17 protein-coding genes are annotated in these 16,670 nt (G+C 64.0%); 5 read left to right on the top strand and 12 right to left on the bottom strand.

Annotated elements, in window-relative coordinates; all coding sequences use genetic code 11:
* Positions 1-14 precede the first annotated feature (14 nt).
* From QF629_07565 to QF629_07550, 4 genes are all read right to left on the bottom strand, one after another.
* Positions 15-896: a F0F1 ATP synthase subunit gamma gene (locus QF629_07565; GenBank protein ID MDP6013385.1), complete on the bottom strand. Its 882-nt coding sequence runs from the start codon at positions 894-896 to the stop codon at positions 15-17.
* 26 nt (positions 897-922) lie between these two features.
* The gene (atpA, locus tag QF629_07560; GenBank protein ID MDP6013384.1) at positions 923-2,452 is read right to left on the bottom strand and encodes a F0F1 ATP synthase subunit alpha; all 1,530 of its coding nucleotides are present in this window, start codon (positions 2,450-2,452) and stop codon (positions 923-925) included.
* Positions 2,452-3,012 (bottom strand): F0F1 ATP synthase subunit delta, encoded by a 561-nt coding sequence (locus QF629_07555; GenBank protein MDP6013383.1) that lies wholly within the window; start codon positions 3,010-3,012, stop codon positions 2,452-2,454. The genes atpA and QF629_07555 overlap by 1 nt, the downstream gene beginning before the upstream one ends.
* Before the next feature lie 146 nt (positions 3,013-3,158).
* Complete coding sequence (locus QF629_07550) at positions 3,159-5,336, bottom strand: primosomal protein N' (protein ID MDP6013382.1); 2,178 nt, start codon at positions 5,334-5,336, stop codon at positions 3,159-3,161.
* Positions 5,337-5,381: 45 nt separating this feature from the next.
* Between QF629_07550 and fsa the strand changes: the two genes are divergently transcribed.
* The 4 genes from fsa to QF629_07530 are packed head-to-tail and all read left to right on the top strand — an operon-like array spanning position 5,382 to position 9,102.
* Positions 5,382-6,059: a fructose-6-phosphate aldolase gene (fsa, locus tag QF629_07545; protein ID MDP6013381.1), complete on the top strand. Its 678-nt coding sequence runs from the start codon at positions 5,382-5,384 to the stop codon at positions 6,057-6,059.
* 12 nt (positions 6,060-6,071) lie between these two features.
* Positions 6,072-7,013 (top strand): tyrosine recombinase XerC, encoded by a 942-nt coding sequence (locus tag QF629_07540; GenBank protein ID MDP6013380.1) that lies wholly within the window; start codon positions 6,072-6,074, stop codon positions 7,011-7,013.
* Between the two features lie 5 nt (positions 7,014-7,018).
* On the top strand, positions 7,019-8,131 hold the full coding sequence (locus tag QF629_07535; GenBank protein ID MDP6013379.1) for an acyl-CoA dehydrogenase family protein: 1,113 nt from the start codon (positions 7,019-7,021) through the stop codon (positions 8,129-8,131).
* Complete coding sequence (locus QF629_07530; GenBank protein ID MDP6013378.1) at positions 8,131-9,102, top strand: alpha/beta hydrolase; 972 nt, start codon at positions 8,131-8,133, stop codon at positions 9,100-9,102. Before QF629_07535 ends, QF629_07530 begins: the two co-directional genes overlap by 1 nt.
* A gap of 113 nt (positions 9,103-9,215) precedes the next feature.
* Here the strand turns inward: QF629_07530 and QF629_07525 are convergent, their stop codons facing one another.
* The 8 genes from QF629_07525 to fabD all read right to left on the bottom strand — a co-directional run bounded on the left by QF629_07525 (position 9,216) and on the right by fabD (position 16,007).
* Positions 9,216-9,593 (bottom strand): SUMF1/EgtB/PvdO family nonheme iron enzyme, encoded by a 378-nt coding sequence (locus tag QF629_07525; protein ID MDP6013377.1) that lies wholly within the window; start codon positions 9,591-9,593, stop codon positions 9,216-9,218.
* Positions 9,488-10,060 carry a formylglycine-generating enzyme family protein gene (locus QF629_07520; GenBank protein MDP6013376.1) on the bottom strand — a complete coding sequence of 191 codons (573 nt, stop codon included), beginning with the start codon at positions 10,058-10,060 and terminating at the stop codon, positions 9,488-9,490. Before QF629_07520 ends, QF629_07525 begins: the two co-directional genes overlap by 106 nt.
* Positions 10,061-10,089: 29 nt before the next feature.
* Entirely contained in the window at positions 10,090-11,346 is a 1,257-nt protein-coding gene (locus QF629_07515) for a DEAD/DEAH box helicase (GenBank protein ID MDP6013375.1), read from the bottom strand.
* A 297-nt stretch (positions 11,347-11,643) separates the two neighbouring features.
* Positions 11,644-12,618 (bottom strand): endolytic transglycosylase MltG, encoded by a 975-nt coding sequence (gene mltG / locus QF629_07510; protein MDP6013374.1) that lies wholly within the window; start codon positions 12,616-12,618, stop codon positions 11,644-11,646.
* A 23-nt stretch (positions 12,619-12,641) separates the two neighbouring features.
* Complete coding sequence (fabF, locus tag QF629_07505) at positions 12,642-13,901, bottom strand: beta-ketoacyl-ACP synthase II (protein MDP6013373.1); 1,260 nt, start codon at positions 13,899-13,901, stop codon at positions 12,642-12,644.
* A 54-nt stretch (positions 13,902-13,955) separates the two neighbouring features.
* Positions 13,956-14,198 carry an acyl carrier protein gene (locus tag QF629_07500; GenBank protein MDP6013372.1) on the bottom strand — a complete coding sequence of 81 codons (243 nt, stop codon included), beginning with the start codon at positions 14,196-14,198 and terminating at the stop codon, positions 13,956-13,958.
* Positions 14,199-14,314: 116 nt separating this feature from the next.
* The gene (gene fabG / locus QF629_07495; GenBank protein MDP6013371.1) at positions 14,315-15,052 is read right to left on the bottom strand and encodes a 3-oxoacyl-[acyl-carrier-protein] reductase; all 738 of its coding nucleotides are present in this window, start codon (positions 15,050-15,052) and stop codon (positions 14,315-14,317) included.
* Positions 15,053-15,062: 10 nt separating this feature from the next.
* Positions 15,063-16,007: an ACP S-malonyltransferase gene (gene fabD, locus QF629_07490; GenBank protein MDP6013370.1), complete on the bottom strand. Its 945-nt coding sequence runs from the start codon at positions 16,005-16,007 to the stop codon at positions 15,063-15,065.
* Between the two features lie 213 nt (positions 16,008-16,220).
* Between fabD and rpsF the strand changes: the two genes are divergently transcribed.
* The gene (gene rpsF / locus QF629_07485) at positions 16,221-16,670 is read left to right on the top strand and encodes a 30S ribosomal protein S6 (GenBank protein MDP6013369.1); all 450 of its coding nucleotides are present in this window, start codon (positions 16,221-16,223) and stop codon (positions 16,668-16,670) included.

Here is a 16,670-nt window from a genome sequence, read left to right as displayed (position 1 = left end):
TCACGGTGCTTAGGCTAGATCGCCTCGGCACCGGAAATAATCTCGATAAGTTCCTTGGTGATGACCGCCTGACGAGTACGGTTGTAGGTCAGTGTCAGGCTGTCAATCATCTCGCCGGCACTCCGCGTCGCATTGTCCATCGCCATCATCCGCGCGCCTTGCTCGCTGGCAGCGTTCTCCAGCAGCGCACGAAAGATTTGTACAGCAATGTTGCGCGGCAACAGGTCAGCCAGAATCTCTTCCTCACCAGGCTCGAACTCGTAGACCGCGTCGGGAGCTTGCACGCCGCCGTCAGTCTCGCTATCCGCACTGGTGAAGGGAATCAGTTGCAGCGGCGTGACCACCTGGCTTACCGCCGACTTGAAGTGATTGTAGTAGATGGTACAGACATCGAACTCGCCGACCTCGAAGCGATTGGCGATGTTGGCGGCGATAACCGCCGCGTCGCCGAAACTGGCGCCACGCATGCCCATGTCCTCATGGGTCTCGACGATCTGCGAGCCGTGGTTCCGCTGCAACTGCTCGCGACCCTTGCGACCGATGAGAAACAGCTTGATCGCGGCGCCCTCGCTCTCCAACTCGCCGATGCGCGCACGCACGGCGCGGACGATAGAGCTGTTAAAGCCGCCGCAAAGCCCGCGATCCGAGGTCGCTACCACCAGCAGGTGGGTATCGCTCTTGCCGGTGCCCCGCAACAGCGCCGTCTCGTTATCGGCCAGGCAATCGGCTAGCGAGCGCGCCATGCGCTCCATGCGATCGGCGTAGGGGCGCGCGGCCTCCGCCGCTTCCTGGGCACGGCGTAGCTTCGATGCCGCCACCATCTTCATAGCGCTAGTGATCTTCTGCGTCGCCGAGACGCTATTAATGCGGGTGCGGAGGGTTTTGAGCGTGGCCATCGTTTCTCTACTCGCAGCGACCGCTCTTACGCGAAGGTTTTGGCAAAATCGTCCATGATCGAGGTCAGCTTGGCGTCGCTGTCATCGCTCAGCTCGCCCTCGTCCCGGATGGTCGCCAGAAGCTCACCATGCTCGGCCCGCACGCGCGCCAGCAGCGTCTCCGCAAAGTGGGTGACGTCGCTCACCTCAATATTGTCTAGATAGCCGCGCACGCCGGCGAAGATCGATACCACCTGGTCCTCCACCGGTAGTGGCGAGTACTGACTCTGCTTGAGTAGCTCCGTCAGCCGCGCGCCGCGATTGAGCAGGCGCTGGGTCGCCGCATCGAGGTCAGAGCCGAACTGGGCGAAGGCCGCCATCTCGCGATACTGCGCCAGCTCCAACTTGATACGCCCTGCGACCTGCTTCATCGCCTTGACCTGAGCCGCCGAGCCGACACGGCTGACCGAGATACCGACGTTAATGGCAGGGCGGATGCCCTGATAGAAGAGTTCGCTCTCAAGGAAGATTTGGCCATCGGTGATCGAGATCACATTGGTAGGAATATAAGCCGAGACGTCGCCGGCCTGGGTCTCGATCACGGGCAGCGCGGTCAGCGAGCCGGCGCCCTCGTCCTTGTTCATCTTCGCCGCGCGCTCGAGCAGCCGCGAATGCAGGTAGAAGACGTCGCCCGGATAGGCTTCGCGTCCCGGCGGGCGGCGCAGTAGCAGAGACATCTGGCGATAAGCCACGGCCTGCTTCGACAGATCGTCGTAGATGATCAGCGAGTGCATGCCATTGTCGCGGAAGTACTCTCCCATGGTGCAGCCGGTATAGGGCGCCAGGAATTGCAGCGGCGCCGGATCGGAAGCTGTGGCCGCAACAACGATGGAGTACGGCATGGCGCCGTTATCTTCCAAGGTCTTCACGATCTGCGCCACAGTCGAGCGCTTCTGGCCCACAGCAACATAGATGCAGTAGAGCTTGGCGGATTCGTCGTCGCCCGCATTGATCGATTTCTGATTAATGATGGTGTCGATGGCAACAGCGGTCTTACCGGTCTGGCGGTCGCCGATGATCAGCTCGCGCTGGCCACGGCCGATGGGCACTAGTGAATCGATGGCCTTGAGGCCAGATTGCATGGGCTCATGCACCGACTGACGGGGGATGATGCCGGGTGCCTTGACTTCGACGCGGCTGCGCTCGGCGCCTTCGATCGGGCCTTTGCCATCGATCGGATTGCCAAGACCATCGACCACGCGCCCAAGCAGACCCTTGCCCACCGGTACGTCGACGATGGCGCCGGTACGCTTGACTGTGTCGCCCTCGCGGATGGTCCGGTCGTCGCCGAAGATGACGACGCCGACATTATCTGTTTCAAGGTTGAGTGCCATGCCGCGAATGCCGCCGGGAAACTCGACCATTTCACCGGCTTGAACCTTGTCGAGACCGTAGACGCGCGCGATGCCATCACCGACGGCCAATACCTGACCAACCTCGGCAACCTCGGCCTCGGTCCCAAAGTCTGCGATTTGCTGCTTCAGGATCTCCGAAATCTCTGCAACGCGGATATCCATCATGCGGCTCCTTTCATGACGAGCTCGAGGGATTGCAGTTTGGCCTTGAGCGATGCGTCGACCATTTGCGAGCCGAGCTTCACGACAAGTCCACCAAGCAGCGATTCATCGACGCTGGTGGTCAGTCTTACATCGCCGCCGACGACGCGCTTCAGCGCCGCGGCGACGGCATCCGTTTGAACCTCGCTCAACGGGCGGGCGCTAAGCACTTCCGCGGTGACCTCGCCGCGATGTGCGGCCAGCAGCATCTCGTAGGCAGCAATCATGTCGGCAAGCGCGAAAAGACGTCGATTGCTGGCCAGTAGCCCGACAAAGTTGCCCGTCAACTCGCCGAGATCAGCGCGCTCGACCAAAGCTACCATGGCGCGGCCCTGATCCTCGCGTGCGATGACTGGGCTCAGCACCAGCCGGCGCAGCGCCTCACTTTCGTCCAGCATGGCCTTAAGCGAGCCCAAATCGCCCGCGATGGCGTCGAGCGCGTCGCGCTCACGCGCCAATTCGAACAACGCCGTCGCATAACGCCCGGCAAGACCGGAGACGCCGAATGCCTGTTCCGCCACGGATGCCCTCTAGAGACTGCTCAACGATGCAGTAAGGCTTTGATAAACAAGAAAAACCAGCCGTAAACGTATTGGCTGGCGGTGGCTTCGCCCGGAGGCGGGCGTTAGGTAACACACCTATTTTGTGCTTGCAACATCGCCGCGAGTCATAAAAAGCCGTAAGGGTCGATATCGACCTGGACCCTTACCCTCGACGGCACTTTTACCGCGCCCAGCCAGCACGTCAGATAGGGTTGTAGGGGCGGCGATACGCCACCGCTTATCAACAGCCGAAAGCGGTAGCGGCCGCGGATCAGAGAGAGCGGCGCTGGCGCCGGGCCCAGTACACTAATCCCTTTGGTATCGGGTGCTGCGCGGCGCAAGGCGGCGGCACTGGCCCGTGCGGCCTCGGCATCAGTCGACGACACGATTATCGCCGCTAGCCGGCCGAACGGCGGCATGCCGGCGGCACGGCGCTCGGCCATCTCGCTAGCGATAAAGCTGTCCCTGTCGGCAGCCACCAGCGCCCGCATCACGGGATGCTCCGGCGCTGTGGTCTGCACCAAAACGCGGCCGGCGCGCTCAGCACGCCCAGCCCGACCAGCAACCTGGAAGAGAAGCTGAAAGGTGCGCTCGGCCGCGCGCAGATCGCCGCCGGCCAACCCGAGATCGGCATCAACCACACCGACCAGGGTAAGCGCGGGAAAGTGATGACCTTTGGTAACCATCTGGGTGCCCACGAGAATGTCGACCTCGCCGGCCGTAACGCTGTCGATGAGCGTTGCTGCAGCTTCCGGCCCGTGCACCGTATCACTCGCCATGATCGCCAGGCGGGCATCAGGAAAGCGCGTCGCCATCTCCTCCGCCAAGCGCTCGATGCCGGGCCCACAGGCCGCCAGCGAATCACTAGTACCGCAAGATGGGCATTCCTCCGGCAAGGCGATGCGCTGGTCGCAATGGTGACAGCGCAACTCGCGCGTCAGGCGATGCTCGACTAACCAGGCTGAGCAGTTGGGACACTCCAGACGGTGGCCGCAACTGCGGCATAGTGTTAGTGGCGCGTAGCCACGCCGATTGAGGAACAAGAGCGCCTGCTCGCCGCGCGCCAGCGTCTCCGTCAAACCTTCGACCAAGGGCGGCGACAGCCAATGCCCTCGCGACGGCGGTGTCCGCCGGAGATCGACTGCGGCAATGTCGGGTAGTTCGGCGACGCCGTGCCGGTCAGGCAGGAGCAGCCGCCGATAGCGACCGCGCTCGACGTTGTGTACCGTCTCAAGCGCCGGGGTGGCACTGGCCAAGACCAGCGGCACGCTCTCGAAGTGCGCTCGCACTACCGCCATGTCGCGAGCATTGTAGGTCACGCCCTCGTCCTGCTTATAGGACGCATCGTGCTCCTCATCGACGACGATGACGCCGAGGTCGGGAAAGGGCAGGAAAAGGGCCGAGCGTGCGCCGACCACCACTTTTACCTCGCCCTCGGCGACGGCGCGCCAAGTGTCGCGCCGAGTCGTCTGGCCAAGATCGGAATGCCACTGTGCCGGCTGTGCCCCGAAGCGCGCGGCAAAACGCGCCAACCATTGTGCGCCTAGCCCTATCTCGGGTAGCAGAACCAGCGCCTGGCGGCCAGCGGCAAGCGCCGCAGCGATAGCCTCGAAATAGACCTCCGTCTTGCCCGAGCCGGTGACCCCATCGAGCAGGAAGGTGGAGAAGCGCCGCTCCACCACGTCGGCGACCAAGGCTTCGGCGGCAGCAGCCTGCGGCGGCGACAGCGCCGGCCCAGCGCGCGTGTGGTCAGGCCGCTGCCAGCGGCTTTCACTGCGCCGCTGCTCGGGCAGTAGCGCGCCGGCCTTGACCAGACCGCGCACCACACCGACCCTGACACCCGCGGCACGAGCCAAGGCGCTTGCTATCATCGCGCCCTCGCCGAGCACCAGCAGGACGGCCGTGCGCTGGGGCGTCAGGCGGTCGGGCTCGCGGCCAGAGCGGCGCAGCACAGTCTCCAGGCGCGGCGGCTCAAGCGCCGCAGGCACGCTCATCGCCATGCGTAGTACGGTCCCACGCGTCGCCAAAGTATAGCCCGCTACCCAATCTACCAAATCGCGCAAGGGCTTTCCCATGGGCGGCGCCGACAGAACCGATTCGATATCGCGCAGCTTTTCTGCCACGACATCGCCCGCACCCTCGCGCCAAACCACGCCGGTAACGCTGCGCGGGCCGAGAGGGACGCTCACGAAGCTTCCCGGCACGACGCCCAAGGTTTCCGGAAGGCGATAGTCGTAGGTTCCGACCAGGGGTAGCGGTAGCAGTACCCGGACCGTCGCCACGCTGGCAGCGGACGTTGTCATTCGCTAGACTCTTCGGTCTGGGAAGCAGCGAGGGGACACGGCGCCATGAAGTTCTTCATTGATACCGCCGACATTAACGAGATTCGCGATCTGGCGGCGACCGGCCTGCTCGACGGCGTCACCACCAATCCGTCTCTTATAGCAAAGACCGGACGCAGCTTCTTCCCGGCAATCGAGGAGATTTGCTCGCTCGTCGACGGCCCGGTGAGCGCCGAGGTCACGGCGACGGACGCCGATGGCATGGTGGCCGAAGGCCGGCGCCTAGCCAAGGTCGCGGCGAATATCGCCATCAAGGTACCCTTGACCTGGAACGGCCTGAAGGCCTGCCGGCGCCTGCGCGACGACGGCACCATGGTCAACGTCACCCTCTGCTTCACTCCGGCCCAGGCCTTGCTGGCAGCGAAGGTCGGTGCGACCTTCATCTCGCCTTTCATCGGCCGGCTGGACGATCTCGGCCAGGACGGCATGCAACTGATCGCCGATATCTGCGACATCTACGCGGCCTATCCCGACACGGTGACCACCGAGGTGCTAGTGGCCTCGATCCGCAGCCCACTGCATGTGGTGGAGGCAGCCAAGCTCGGCGCCGATGTCGCCACCATCCCACCGAAAGTGCTGCGCCAGCTTGCCCAACACCCGCTCACCGACAAGGGGCTAGCGGCCTTCCTCGCTGATTGGGAAAAGACCGGCGAGAGTATCCTATCCGCCGAGGCGGCAGAGTAGAGATCGCCCGCGATGGCGCGCGTCATCGCCCCCCTCGCCCCCGAACTCGCCGCGGCGCGCGACGGTTGGCGGCGCTGGCTGGCGGACGAGCGCCGTTCCTCGGCCTACACGCTTGACGCTTACGACCGCGATCTCGATAACTTTCTCGCCTTCCTGGTCAGGCATCTCGGTGGACCGCCGGGGCTCGATCAACTAGCAAGTCTCAAAGCCGCCGACTTTCGCGCTTGGCTGGCACGACGAGCCTCGGCGGGCGGGGCGAAAAGCTCCACCGCGCGGGCACTGTCCGTCGTTCGTGGCTTTTTCCGCTATCTCGACAAGCGTGACCTTGTCCACAACTCGGTGATTGGCACATTGCGCACGCCGAAGCAGCCTCGCGCCGTGCCACGGCCGCTGGCGCCGGGCGATGCCAAAGCGGTCGCTGACGTTGTCGCAGAAGTCAGCGGCGATTGGCAGGGCCTCCGCGATGCGGCGTTGTTCACTTTGCTATACGGCTGCGGCTTGCGCATTGCCGAGGCGCTGGCGCTCAACTGCGGTGATACGGCCGGGGCCGAAGTGCTGCGCATCGACGGCAAGGGTGGCAAGCAGCGTCTGGTGCCGGTGCTGCCCATCGTGCGCGATGCCATCGTCGCGTATTTAGGCGCGCGAGCCTTCGCCGTGACGCCAGAGGCACCGCTGTTCGTCGGCGCCCGCGGCGGCAGGCTTAACCCCGGTGTCGCGCAAAGGCAGATGCGCCGCGCCAGGGTGCTCCTCGGCCTACCGGAGACTGCAACACCCCACGCGCTGCGCCACAGCTTCGCTACCCACTTGCTCGGCGCTGGCGGCGATCTGCGCACCATCCAGGAGCTACTCGGCCACGCCAGCCTCTCGACCACCCAGCGCTATACCGCCGTAGCGAGTGAGCAGATGCAGGCCACCTACCGCGCTGCCCATCCCCGCGCGCGCAACCGTTCATAAGACACATGCTCGACGCAGCCCGCGCCTTCGCCGCCAATGTCATCGTCCCCAACGCTGCGGCCTGGGAGCACGAGCGCCGCTATCCGCGCGAGGCATTCGCAGCCGCCGCCAAGGCAGGGCTCTGCGGCCTACTGGTCGCGCCGGAATACGGTGGCGTCGGGCTTGGCGTCGTGGCCATGGCCGAGGTCATGGAGACCCTGGCGGCGGCGGACTACGCATTCGCCATGTCGCTTCTCGTGCACAACAATCTTGGCGGCAATATCAGCCGCAACGGCTCAGAGGCACAGTGTGCCCGTTGGCTGCCGGCTGTGCTGGCTGGCGAGTCCCTCGGCGCCTTCCTACTGACCGAGCCGGGCGGCGGCAGTGACGCTGCAGCGATCGCTTGCGCCGCGCGGCGCGACGGCGACGACTGGGTGCTCGACGGTGCCAAGAGCTGGGTCTCGAACGCGGCGAGTGCCGATTTGCTCAGCGTCTACGCCCAGACCGGCACGAGCGCCGACTGGCGTGGCATCGCCTGCTTCCTTGTCCCCACCTATACCCCCGGCGTGGTACGCGAGGACGCCTACGCCATGCTCGGCGGCCACGCGCTGGGAACGGGCGGCATTCGCTTCGAGGGTTGCCGCGTTGGCGACGACGCCGCATTGCTACCGCCCGAACGCGCCTTCAAGGCGGCCATGGCGGGCATCGATATCGCGCGCATCAACGTCGCCGCCATGTGCGCGGGCATGCTGCGCGCCGGCCTCGATATTGCGGTTGCCGCGACGGCCGCCAAATCCGCCTTCGGGCAAAAGTTAGCCGATTTTCAGGGCCTGCGATGGCAGCTCGCTGATGTCGCCACCAACGCCCATGCCGCGCGCCTGATGGCCTATGACGCCGCCGCCGCCCTCGACCGCGGCGAGAACGTCACTGTCGCCGCCGCCCACGCCAAGAAATTCGCCACCCGTGTTGCGCTCGACGGTCTGGCCCAATGCATGCAAGCGCTTGGTGCCAACGGTCTCTGCCACGACACGCCCTTACCGCGCCACCTGGCCGGTGCCAAGATGGCGCAATACATTGACGGCACAACCGAGATCCAGAACGTCGTCATCGCCCGGGATTTATGGAATAGAGCCAACTGATGCAGGACGAATTCTTCTTCCAGACCCTTGCCACGAACGGCATCCACCTGCGCGTGGCGCTTGAGGACGGCGAAGGGCCGCTAGTCATCCTGGTGCATGGCTGGCCCGAGCTCTGGTACTCCTGGCGGCATCAGATCAGGCCTATCGCCGAAGCGGGCTACCGCGTCGCCGTGCCCGACATGCGTGGTTATGGCGGCAGCACCAAGCCGCTCCGCGTCGAGTCGTACGACATGGCGCATATGATGGCCGATATCGTCGGCCTCATCGATCGTTTAAGCGAAGAAACGGCGATTCTGGTGGGCCACGATTGGGGTGCACCGATCTGCTGGAATACTGCAGCCCTACACCCCGATAGGGTTGCCGCCGTGACCTGTCTGAGCGTGCCGTATCGCAGACGCCGCGAGGTTTCGTTGATCGAGCTGTGGCGGCGCCTTTACAAGGACAAATTCTTTTACCAGCTCTACTTTCAGGAAGAGGGCGTAGCCGAGGCGGAATTCGAGGCCGATGTGCGCACGGCGTTGCGCAAAATCTATTACTCCCTCTCAGGCGAGGCAGCGCCAACGCACACGTGGACCGAGCGCAAGCCGGACAGCACCATGCTCGGTCCGCTGGTCGACCCGGATCCGCTCCCGGCCTGGCTGACAGAGCACGACCTCGACTATTTCGTAGAAAATTTCGAGGCGGGTGGCTTCCGCGGTCCGATCAACCGATACCGCAACCAGGACAAGGACTTCGTCGCTTTGCCGGAGATAGGTACAGCGCGCATCCGCCAACCAAGTGCCTTTATCGCCGGCTCGGAAGACGTGGTGCGCCGCTTCGTGCACAATCACGACGGCTATGCCAATGTTGACGAGCTATGCGACGATATGCGTCTCATCCGCATCATCGATGGTGCCGGCCACTGGGTGCAGCAGGAAGCGCCCGAGGCGATTAACGCCGCCTTGCTCGAGTTCCTAGCAACACTCGACTGATACCAGCGCTCAGTGATTTCACTTGATAGTGCGAGACCATACACGAGGCGCCGTGACTTGATTTTGAGTGACAGCATGCACGGTGCGGGCTGCGCCGGTTTCGAGTTCTTTGATCAATCCAGCGCAGTCGTCGCTACACGAAAGCCGATCGCATCGCTGCGATAGTCGCGCACTGCGCCGGCGCGACTCGCTGCGCGGGCCTCAGCTGGCGAACTGTCCCAGGCACCGCCACGATAGGCGCGCTTACCGCAACCGCCTCGCGAGAGGTGCGCTGTGGGCTCGATGGGATTGCCGCCGCGTGATTGCGAACGTGGTAAACCGTCGGCGGATAGACCCTCATAGCCTGTAAACCAACAGTCCTGCACCCATTCTGACACGTTGCCAATCATGTCGTGCAGCCCGAACGAATTGGCGGCATAAGAGACAACCGGGAGGGTGCTATTGTTGCGGCATGCCGCAACATTGGCGTGCGCACAGGCCGCCCCTGCCAATGGTACGAGCCCGTCGAGCCGGCTCTCGCCGCATATTCCCACTCGGTCTCGCTCATCAAACGATAGCGCGCGCGCACCTTGCTGCTGAGCCAGACCGTATAGGCGATGGCATCGTTCCAGCTCACCTGGACCACCGGACGCGCACCGCCGACAGCAGCATCCAGGCACAGACCGTTGCAACCACCGTCGGCGGCGCAGGCATCCCATTCAGCATAGGTGACTTCGGTGCGGCCGATGGCGAGCGGCCGGCGGATAGCGGCACGGTGCCTGGGCTCTTCGATCTCGCTGTGCCCCGGCTCGTCAGAGGGAGAGCCCATGACGAACTCGCCCGCCGGCACCACCACCATCTCGGGGCAGTCCGCGCAATGGCGGAAGCGTTCGCCCGGCTCGGCCGCGAAGGCCAGGAACGGCACAGTGGCAAACGCTACCGCCGCTACAAAGGCCTGTCTAAGAGATGCTTCTCGCATCGTGGACGGCGATAATACCAGAGCTGGGCTTACGCCGCTGCCGGCGCCCGCCGGCGACTGCCGCTACGCCTGCGGTGGCGTGCCGAGGCCGGGCCGTGGCGCCGGTTTTGCCGCGCCGAGCGCGCCTTGGTCCGATCCTCCGCGACTTTCTCGACGGGGCTGTCGCCGACCACCGCTAGCCGGCAGTTAATCAAACGCTCGATATCCTTGAGATAGGCCCGCTCGCCACGGTCACAGAGCGACAAGGCGATACCGTCGGCGCCAGCCCGTGCCGTCCGTCCTATACGATGCACGTAGCTTTCCGGCTCGTTGGGCAGCTCGTAGTTGATGACATGGCTGACCTCGTCGACATCGATACCGCGGGCCGCGATATCGGTTGCCACCAGCACCCGCACCTCACCATCGCGGAACCGCTTGAGGGCGCGCTGGCGGGCACCTTGCGACTTGTTACCATGAATAGCATCGGCCGTGATGCCGCTTTTTGTCAACTGCTCGGTAACCCGGTTAGCGCGGTGCTTGGTGCGCGCAAAAACGAGTACGCGAGTCAAGGTAGGATCGCCGAGAATCTTTATAAGCAGACCTTTCTTCGCCCCAGCATCGACGTGATACACGCGTTGCGCGATGCGCTCGATGGGCGTCGCCTGCGGCGCCACTTCGATGCGCATCGGCTCGTTGAGCAGGTCGCCAGACAATCGAGAAATTTCATGCGGCATGGTGGCCGAGAAAAGCAGCGACTGGCGTGCCTCGGGCAGCACCGCGACAATGCGGCGTACGTCGCGGACGAAGCCCATGTCGAGCATGCGGTCAGCTTCGTCGAGAACAAAATGGTCGACCTGATCAAGACAAACCAGGCCCTGGCCCATAAGGTCGAGTAGGCGGCCCGGCGTCGCGACCAGGATATCGACGCCGCGCTTAAGCGCCGTGACCTGCGGCTTCTGACTGACGCCGCCGAAGACGACGGCATGATGCAATTTCAGGTGCTGCCCATAGGCACGAAACTCCTCGCCGATCTGGATGGCAAGCTCGCGCGTCGGCGCAAGGACCAGGGCGCGGGGATTCCGTCGCCTGCCGCTTGAGCGCTTACGTGACAGCGTATCAAGAATGGGCAAGGCGAAGGCCGCGGTCTTGCCGGTACCGGTTTGGGCAATACCCAATATGTCCCTACCGTCGAGAAGAGCCGGAATAGCCTTGGCCTGAATAGGGGTGGGAGTGTGGTGATCTCTGGCGCTCAGCGCCCGTTGCAGCGGCTCGGCCAAGCCGAGCGCTGAGAAGTACTTATCAGTCAAGAGGGTGTCCTTACGCGCCGAGCTGGGCGCGCCCAATCGACGTTATCACTGTGTGAAATTGTTCCCGGGAAGTGGCGCCGCTAGCGGCGCTTCGCGCAATCGCGAGACAATCAATGGCGGAGAGATGGCCCTTGCTGGACGAAATGTCAAGCGGAGCGGAAGACTACGGGCGCTTGGGGCAAAAGCAAACCTGGCGGAGAGCACATTGAGTCGATGGGTGCAATCGAGCATATCCGGCACCGGGGAGCGGAATGGCGTGGAAGAAATATTGCTGGGCTTGAGACCATCAGCCGGCGCCTATTGGGCGTCGCGGATACGGCGCCAGGCGGCGGCATTGCGGTTATGCTCTTCGAGGGTACGGGCAAAGGCGTGACTGCCGCTGCCGTCGGCCACGAAGTAAAGATCTTCGGTCTCCAGCGGGTCGAGCACAGCAGCAATTGCCGTGGCGCCGGGGTTGGTGATGGGGTACGGCGGCAGGGCATCGATGAGGTAGGTGTTGTAGGGATGCGGTGCGATAAGATCGGCGCGGGTGAGTGAACGGCCGAGCGGGCCGGCACCATTGGTCAGGCCGTAGATCACGGTCGGGTCCGACTGCAGGCGCATGCCGAGACGCAGGCGATTGGCGAAAACGCCGGCAACGCGGCGATGTTCACCCGCCACACCCACCTCCTTCTCCACGATAGAGGCGAGAGTCACCGCCTCCTCTGGCGTCGTGAAGGGCAGGTTTTCGGCGCGGGTCTCCCAGAGCTCGGCGAGGATCATAGCCATGGCGTCGGTCATGCGCGCCAGCACCGCATCGCGCGTGTCGCCCTTGTTGTAGTGATAAGTCTCGGGGAGCAGACTGCCTTCAGGTGGCCTTACCGTGACCTCGCCCCGGAGTGTGGGCGTTGCGGCCATCAGGGCCACGATCTCGGCCGAGGTCAAGCCCTCAGGAATAGTAACGCGGCGGGTCAGCACACGGCCTTCCGAGAGACGGGCGATGACATCGCGCATGCTCTCGCCTGCCGGCACGGCATATTCGCCAGCCTTGAGACTGCCATCCCTGGCCAGAATACGGGCGGCGATAGCAAAGAGACTGGGATTGTCGATAACACCGGCGGTTTCCAAGCTGTCGGTGATGGTGGCAATGCTGCTGCCCGGGGCAATCTCAACCAGGGCCTCGTCATCATGCGGCCCGGGGCGCTCGGTGTGGCCGGACAGCCAAATAACGCCCACCACCGCGACCACCGCGAGAAGCAGGATCAGGAAGACAAGATCGCCGAAGAAGCGCATGGCCTTGGCCTGCCTCGCCGGGCTCAGGACGCCTTGCGGAAGATCAGGCTGGCGTTGGTACCCCCGAAGCCGAAGGAGTTCGACAGCGCCGCACGCACCGGGCGCTGCTTAGCCGCCTTCGGCACCAGATCGATGTCGCAGCCTTCGGAGGGATTGTCGAGATTGAGTGTCGGCGGCACGGTATCGTTGACAATGGCAAGGATGGAGTAGATTGCCTCCACCGCGCCGGCGGCACCTAGTAAGTGACCGACGGCCGACTTGGTCGACGACATGGAGATGCGATAGGCGTCCTCGCCGAACAGACGCTTCACGGCGCCGAGTTCGATCTCGTCACCAAGTGGGGTCGAGGTGCCGTGGGCGTTTACGTAGTCGATATCGGCCACAGTCATACCGGCACTCGCCAGCGCCGCGCGCATGGAGCGGAAGCCGCCGTTGCCATCGGGCGCCGGCGCCGTGATATGGTAGGCATCGCCCGACATGCCGTAGCCGGCGAACTCAGCGTAGATAGTGGCGGCGCGCGCCTTGGCGTGCTCGAACTCTTCCAGCACGACGATGCCGGCTCCCTCGCCCATGACAAAGCCATCGCGGTCCTTATCCCAGGGGCGCGAGGCGCGCTCTGGCTCGTCGTTGAAATTGGTTGATAGTGCCCGCGCGGCTGCAAAGCCGGCGATGCCGAGACGCGAGATTGCCGCCTCGGAACCGCCCGCCACCATGACGTCGGCGTCGCCGAGCATGATCATGCGTGCCGCGTCGCCAATGGCATGGGCGCCTGTCGAACAGGCCGTAACCACTGAATGGTTTGGGCCCTTGAAGCCGTAACGGATGGAGACGTGGCCCGACGCCAAATTGATCAGGCAACTCGGGATGAAGAAGGGGCTGAGGCGCCGCGGGCCGCGCTCGTGTAGCACCACTGACCCCGCCTCGATGCTCGGCAGGCCGCCGATGCCTGAGCCGATGAGCACGCCTGTGCGCTCGCGCTCTTCCTCGCTCTCTGGCGTCCACTGCGCCTGCTCCACAGCTTGGGCAGCGGCGGCGATCGCGTAGTGGATGAACGGGTCCATCTTACGCTGCTCTCTGGGCGCGATGAAATCGTCCGGATTGAAGGCGTCTGCCTCGTCCTCGCGCGGCACTTGAGCAGCAATGCGCGCGCTCAGGTCCTCAGTCTTGAAACCGCGAATTGCTGAGACACCCGATTCGCCGGCGACTAGGCGCCGCCAAGTGGCCTCAACGCCACACGCAAGCGGCGAGATCATGCCCATGCCGGTAACGACAACCCGTCTCATGGGTTCTCGCCTTCCGCCCGTTTCAACATTGCCCGGGCCGCCACTCACTCAGGCTCAGGCCTGCTGGTTGATGTAGTCGATCGCGTCCTGGATGGTGACAATCTTATCGGCGGCGTCGTCCGGAATCTCGCAGCCAAACTCCTCCTCAAAAGCCATCACGAGTTCGACCGCATCGAGGCTGTCGGCCCCGAGGTCGTCCATCAGGCTGGCGCTCCCAGTAACCTTGGCCTCGTCGATACCGAGGTGCTCAACGACAATCTTCTTGACCCGATCGGCAACGTCGCTGCCGTCACTCATGGCACACCTCTCCTCAGCGTTCCTAAAATTCCTCTAACCCCGCGCCTCGCGCGGCCGCCGGGTGGTAGCATACTTGACTCGCCATTGCCAGACGAGCGTGGCTTCAGATTTTGGCTCTATATCATGGCCATGCCACCGTTCACGTGCAAGGTCTGGCCCGTGACATAGGCGGCTTCGGGTGAAGCTAGGTAAACCGCGGCAGCGGCGATATCGTCGGGCGCGCCAAGGCGAGCTGCCGGGATCGCTGCCAGCAGCCGTTCATGCTGGGCCTTGTCGAGCACCTGAGTCATGGCGGTATCGATGAAACCAGGCGCAACACAGTTCGCGGTGATGCCACGTCCCGCGACTTCTCCCGCAAGAGATTTCGTGAAGCCGATCATACCGGCCTTTGAGGCGGCATAGTTGGTCTGGCCCGGATTGCCGGTGACGCCGACGATCGAAGTGATGTTGATGATGCGCCCCCAACGCCGCTTCATCATGCCCCTGAGCGCGCCACGGCAGAGCTGGAAGCTAGCGGTGAGGTTGATTCTGAGCACGCGATTCCAGTCCTCGTCCTTCATGCGCAGTACCAGCATGTCACTGGTCAGCCCAGCATTGTTGACCACGATGTCGAGGCCGTCGAGCGCACTGTCGGCCGCAGCCGGCAACACCGCCACTGCCTCGGCATCCGAGAGATCACAGGGCAACACCTCCGCACGCTCGCCGAGCGCGCCGGACAGCACCTCAAGTGCCTGGCGCCGCGTGCCAGACAGTGCCACGTGCGCCCCCGCGGCATGTAAGGCCATAGCGATGGCACCGCCAATTCCGCCCGAAGCGCCGGTGACCAACGCGCCTTTTCCCGTCAGGTCAAACATAGGCCCTTCCTTATGCAGCGATAAGTGATTCGACGTCGGCCGGGGCCAGCACGGCTATGCCGCTGAGTGCCTTGTCGATGCGCCGGGTAAGATTGGCCAGCACCTTGCCGGCGCCAAGCTCGACCAAGGTGTCCACATCGCTTTTCATCATCCTCAGCACGCATTCACGCCAGCGCACCAGGCCGGTCACCTGCTCTACCAGAAGTTTACGTATGGCCTCGGGGTCGGCCACAGGGGCGGCTGTGACATTGGCGATCAGCGTCGGCGCCGGGGCGGCAATGGTGACGTCGGCGAGAGCCTCAGCCATAGCCTCAGCGGCAGGCGCCAGCAGGGAGCAGTGAAACGGTGCGCCAACCGGCAGCGCCATAGCACGCCGCGCGCCGCGCTCGAAGGCCAGCGCCACAGCCTGCGCTACGGCAGCCGCAGCACCGCTGAGGACGACTTGACCCGGCGCATTGTCATTGGCCACCTCGCAGACACCGCCGCTCGCCGCAGCTGCACTCTCGGCCACGGCGCGCACATCCTGGAGGTCGAGGCCGAGCACCGCCACCATGGCGCCTTCGCCGACCGGCACCGCGCTCTGCATAGCCTGGCCGCGCCGGCGCAATAGCCGCGCCGTATCGGCGAGGCCCATCGCCCCTGCAGCAGCGAGGGCAGAATATTCACCCAGCGAATGCCCGGCCACGAAGGTGCCCTTGTCAGATAGGGGAATGCCACCTTCGCGCTCGATCACACGGACCACGGCGAGCGAGGTTGCCATTAATGCCGGTTGGGCGTTCTCGGTCAACGTCAGCTCGTCCTCGGGCCCTTCAAAGATCAGCCGCGTTAGGTTCTGATCGAGGGCGTCGTCAACTTCCTGATAGACCTCGCGCGCCGCCGCGAAAGCCTCATGCAGCTCGCGCCCCATACCCACCGCCTGCGAGCCTTGACCCGGAAACACGAACGCTCGCGCCATGACCGTCCCCTCTGTGAATTGCGGCGCCCAGAACTAACCGGGCTGACGCCCCTGTCAAGCACCCAGCCTGAGACGCTTGCAGCCGGTAGCAAAATCGCTATAGTGCGCGCCTCGTTTTCTAGCGCGCAATCGCTGAACCCTGGCGCGCGCCAAAAATTACTGGATCCCCTAGGCGATCCACCCCGCACTCCGTGCGACTTTGAGGAGCCGTTCATGCCGCTCTACGAGAGTGTGTTTATCGCGCGCCAAGATGTTCCGGCGCAAGAAGTCGAAGCGCTGACCGAGCGCTTTCAGGGCATTATATCAGAGTTCGGCGGCGAGATCGCCCAGCATGAATATTGGGGCCTCAAGGGTCTGGCCTATCGTATCAAGAAGAACCGCAAGGGCCACTACACCATGCTCCGAATGGATGCGCCACCAGCAGCGGTCCAAGAAATGGAGCGCATCATGCGCATTAGTGAAGACATCCTGCGCTATTTGACCGTGCGCGTCGACGCCTTGGACGAGGAGCCATCGGTGATGATGCAGACGCGCTCAGCCCGCGACGAGCGCCGGCGCGAGGAACGCCGCTCACGCAGCACGAGCGATGAGCCGGCCAAGTCGGAGAAGGACAAGTTGGCAAGCGACGCCGACTCTTCGAAAACCAGCGAAAGTAAGGCGTAG

It is taken from the genome of Alphaproteobacteria bacterium, from assembly GCA_030739735.1.
Taxonomy (GTDB): domain Bacteria; phylum Pseudomonadota; class Alphaproteobacteria; order UBA7887; family UBA7887; genus UBA7887.
This window is presented reverse-complemented; position numbering and strand designations above follow the sequence as displayed.

Bases quoted from the DNA above. Each gene is read 5' to 3' on its own strand.
- fabD (MDP6013370.1), bottom strand. From the start codon at position 16,007: ATGGCGCGAGCGTTCGTGTTTCCGGGTCAAGGCTCGCAGGCGGTGGGT.
- QF629_07520 (MDP6013376.1), bottom strand. From the start codon at position 10,060: ATGCGAGAAGCATCTCTTAGACAGGCCTTTGTAGCGGCGGTAGCGTTT.
- fsa (MDP6013381.1), top strand. From the start codon at position 5,382: ATGAAGTTCTTCATTGATACCGCCGACATTAACGAGATTCGCGATCTG.
- mltG (MDP6013374.1), bottom strand. From the start codon at position 12,618: ATGCGCTTCTTCGGCGATCTTGTCTTCCTGATCCTGCTTCTCGCGGTG.
- QF629_07500 (MDP6013372.1), bottom strand. From the start codon at position 14,198: ATGAGTGACGGCAGCGACGTTGCCGATCGGGTCAAGAAGATTGTCGTT.
- QF629_07540 (MDP6013380.1), top strand. From the start codon at position 6,072: ATGGCGCGCGTCATCGCCCCCCTCGCCCCCGAACTCGCCGCGGCGCGC.
- QF629_07565 (MDP6013385.1), bottom strand. From the start codon at position 896: ATGGCCACGCTCAAAACCCTCCGCACCCGCATTAATAGCGTCTCGGCG.
- fabF (MDP6013373.1), bottom strand. From the start codon at position 13,901: ATGAGACGGGTTGTCGTTACCGGCATGGGCATGATCTCGCCGCTTGCG.
- QF629_07550 (MDP6013382.1), bottom strand. From the start codon at position 5,336: ATGACAACGTCCGCTGCCAGCGTGGCGACGGTCCGGGTACTGCTACCG.
- rpsF (MDP6013369.1), top strand. From the start codon at position 16,221: ATGCCGCTCTACGAGAGTGTGTTTATCGCGCGCCAAGATGTTCCGGCG.
- atpA (MDP6013384.1), bottom strand. From the start codon at position 2,452: ATGGATATCCGCGTTGCAGAGATTTCGGAGATCCTGAAGCAGCAAATC.
- fabG (MDP6013371.1), bottom strand. From the start codon at position 15,052: ATGTTTGACCTGACGGGAAAAGGCGCGTTGGTCACCGGCGCTTCGGGC.
- QF629_07530 (MDP6013378.1), top strand. From the start codon at position 8,131: ATGCAGGACGAATTCTTCTTCCAGACCCTTGCCACGAACGGCATCCAC.
- QF629_07535 (MDP6013379.1), top strand. From the start codon at position 7,019: ATGCTCGACGCAGCCCGCGCCTTCGCCGCCAATGTCATCGTCCCCAAC.